Genomic DNA, 3,073 nt, shown 5'->3' on the forward strand with positions numbered 1-3,073 from the left:
GCGTGGCGCCTGCTGCGCGACGCGCTCGCCGTGCGACCCACCGATCCGGCCCTGCGGCTCTACGAGGGGCTGCTCGCCCTCGGGTTCGGCCGCGAGGCGGAGGCCGAGCGGGCCTTCCGCGGCGCGCTCTACCTCGACCGCGGCTACGTCATGGCCCACTACCATCTCGGCCTGCTGCTCGGGTCCCTCGGGCGGACCGCCGACGCGCGCCGGGCGCTGGACAACGCGGTCGCCTTGAGCCAAGCGCTGCCGCCGGATGCGCCCTTGCCCGAGGGCGACGGGGCGTGCGCCGGCGAGATCGCCCTCAGCGCCGCCGCGATCCGCGACGGCATCGGAACGGGGGCGGCGTGAACGCGGCGGATCGCCAGATGAAACCAGCCGACCGGCCGTCCGTTCCGCGCGCAGCGCCGCCGTGCGGGACGGAGCGTTTCGGCCTGCCGCTCTCCGGGGTCGCGCGCGTGCTCGCGGCGCGGCCGTGCACGCCGGTGCCGGGCGCCGCCCCCGCGATCCTCGGCCTCGTCGCCCTGTCCGGCCGGATCGTCGGCGTCGTCGGCCTCGCCCGCGCCCTCGGACGGCCGGGAGCGGACGTTGCCGCCGGCGGCCACCTCGTCGTCCTTCGCGCCGGCGGGACGCCGACCGCGCTCGCCGTCGACCGCGTGCTCGGGCTCGCCCATCTCGCCGAGGTCGCAGGCGACGCCGAGGGTGCGGAGGGCGGATTCGGCAGCGATGCGGTTTCGCGCTATGCCCCGGCCGATCCCGGCCCGTCCGGCCTCGGCGACTTCGTCGTCATCGACCTGCCGCAGCTGCTGCGGCGCACCCTGCCTTGAGACGCGAGACGCGCGCGATCCACGACGCCGCCGCCTGACCCGGAGCATCAGCCGCCTTGTCGATCTCCATCGGAAAACGGATCCTCCTCGGCTTCGCCGCCGTCACGGTGGTGCTGGTCGCCCTCGGCCTCTACGCCATCGGCCAGATCGGGTCGGTCCGCGACGCCACCGACACCATCGTCGCCCGCGACCTCGCGGTTTTGCGCCAGCTCGACATCCTCGGCAACCAGACGCGCGACCTCGGCGTGATGCGCCGCAACGCGGTGATCGCCACGCTGATGAAGGCGCAGGGCCGGCCCATGGGCGAGGAGGACGTCCTCGCCGCCTGGCGCCGCACGGCCGCCTCGACCGAAGGCCTCTTCGCCGACCTGATCCGCGAGGCCGACACCTATCGCAACCGCGCCCTCTCGGTGGACCGGACGGCGGCCTGGGACCGCCTCCACGCCGTCCTGCGCCAGGCCGTCGAGATCTATCGCCCGTACCGGGACGCCAGCGAGGCGCAGCTCGTGGCGGCGCTCGCCGGCGACGTCGCCGGCGTCGAGACCCGCAACGCCGAGATCAGCCGCGCCTACGAGGCGACCATCGCCGCCGTCGAGCGCACCCGCGTCGCCGTCGACGACAGCATCAGCGTCGGCCAGCGCGGGATCGGCGACATCCACGAGCGCTCGCGGCTCTCGATCCTGCTGACGCTGCTCGCCAGCGTCGTGCTGGCCATCCTCGTCACCATCCTGATCAGCCGCGCGGTGGTGCACCCGCTCGAAGGCGTGATGGCCTTCGCCGAGAAGGTCGGCGGCGGCGACCTGTCCCAGACGCTGACGGTGCGCGGCGGCGACGAGATCAGCCGCCTCGGCCGTGCGCTGAACGGCATGGTGGCGGGCCTGGCCGACCTCTCCCGCACCAACCGCGCCGCGACCTCGGACCTGAACGCCGCCGCCGCCGAGATCCGCGCCTCGGCGCAGGAGCAGGCGGCCTCCGTCGAGGAGCAGTTCGCCGCGGTGCAGGAGACGGCGGCGACGGTGGACGAGATCACCCATTCGGGCGCCCAGATCACGAAGCGGGCCGGCGAGGTGATCGCCACCGCACAGGCCACCGCCCAGACCTCGCGCCAGGGCCTGCGGGCGGTGGCCGACACCGCCAAGGCCATGGACGCGATCCGCGAGCAGGCGGAGGCGGTGGCCGGCAACATCGTAGCCCTGTCGGAGAAGACCCAGACGATCGGCGACATCATCGAGACGGTCAACGACATCTCGGAGCGCACCCACCTGCTGGCGCTCAACGCCGCGATCGAGGCGGCGGCGGCCGGCGAGAGCGGGCGCAGCTTCGCGGTGGTGGCCTCGGAGATGAAGCTTCTGGCCGACCAGGCCAAGGCGGCGACCACCCAGGTGCGCGGCATCCTCTCGGAGATCCAGCGCGGCATCAACACCTCGGTGATGCTGACCGAGGAGGCGGTGAAGCGCGCCGCCACCGGCAAGTCGCGCTCCGACACGACACAGCGGACGATCGAGGAGATCACGGCGCGCGTCGAGGAGAACGTCCAGACCTTCCAGCAGATCGTGGCCTCCACCAACCAGCAGCAGCTCGGCATCGAGCAGGTGATGGGCGCGCTCCAGAACATCCGGCAGGCGAGCCAGCAGACGGCCGCCGGCACCCGCGAGGTCGAGGCCGCCTCGGCCAACCTGACGGAGCTGGCCGGCGCGCTGATGGCGCTCGCCGAGCGCTACCGGCATTGATCGGCCGCAGGGCGCCGTGACCGACATCCGCCAGCTTCTGCTCGCGGCCTTCGAGGTCGAGCACCGCGAGCACATCGACGCGATCCGCGTGGCCTTGGGGGCCGAGGGCACCGGCCGTGCGCCCGACTGGAACGACATCTTCCGCCGGGCGCACAGTCTCAAGGGGGCGTCCCGGGCCGTCGACCTGCCGCCGGTCGAGGCGGTGGCGCACCGGCTCGAAAGCCTGTTCGAGCAGGTCTCGGCCGGCGCCCCCCTCGATCGCGAGGCCCGCAACGCGACCCACCTCGCACTCGACCGGATCGAGGCCTACGTCGCCGGGATGAAGGCCGACCCGGATCTCGCGATGCCGGACGACGCCATCGCAGCCCTCGACCGCTGCCTGGAGGGAGCCCGGCCGGCGAACGACGCCGAAACCCCGACGGCCGAGGCGGAACCGCCGGATCAGCCCGCACCGGTGCCGACGATCGAGGCGGCTCCTGCCCCGGCCGTGGCTCCGGCCTCGCCCCCTGTCTCCCC

3 protein-coding genes and 1 pseudogene are annotated in these 3,073 nt (G+C 73.9%); all 4 read left to right on the forward strand.

What is annotated here, in order from left to right:
• A pseudogene (locus tag FV229_RS26140) lies at window positions 1-351 on the forward strand (protein-glutamate methyltransferase); the annotation flags it as partial.
• 17 nt (window positions 352-368) lie between these two features.
• Window positions 369-827, forward strand: coding sequence for a chemotaxis protein CheW (locus tag FV229_RS26145; RefSeq protein WP_147754709.1), 459 nt, complete (start codon window positions 369-371; stop codon window positions 825-827).
• A gap of 56 nt (window positions 828-883) precedes the next feature.
• A complete protein-coding gene (locus FV229_RS26150) occupies window positions 884-2,557 on the forward strand; it encodes a methyl-accepting chemotaxis protein (RefSeq protein WP_147754710.1) in 1,674 nt (557 codons plus the stop codon).
• Between the two features lie 16 nt (window positions 2,558-2,573).
• Window positions 2,574-3,073 (forward strand): Hpt domain-containing protein (locus FV229_RS26155; RefSeq protein WP_187275292.1); only part of this gene is annotated, 500 nt, incomplete at its 3' end.

Origin of the sequence: Methylobacterium sp. WL120 (assembly GCF_008039465.1) — a bacterium.
Classification (GTDB): Bacteria; Pseudomonadota; Alphaproteobacteria; order Rhizobiales; family Beijerinckiaceae; genus Methylobacterium; species Methylobacterium cerastii.

Coding starts and splice junctions, on each gene's coding strand:
- FV229_RS26145 (WP_147754709.1), top strand. CDS start 369: ATGAAACCAGCCGACCGGCCGTCCGTTCCGCGCGCAGCGCCGCCGTGC.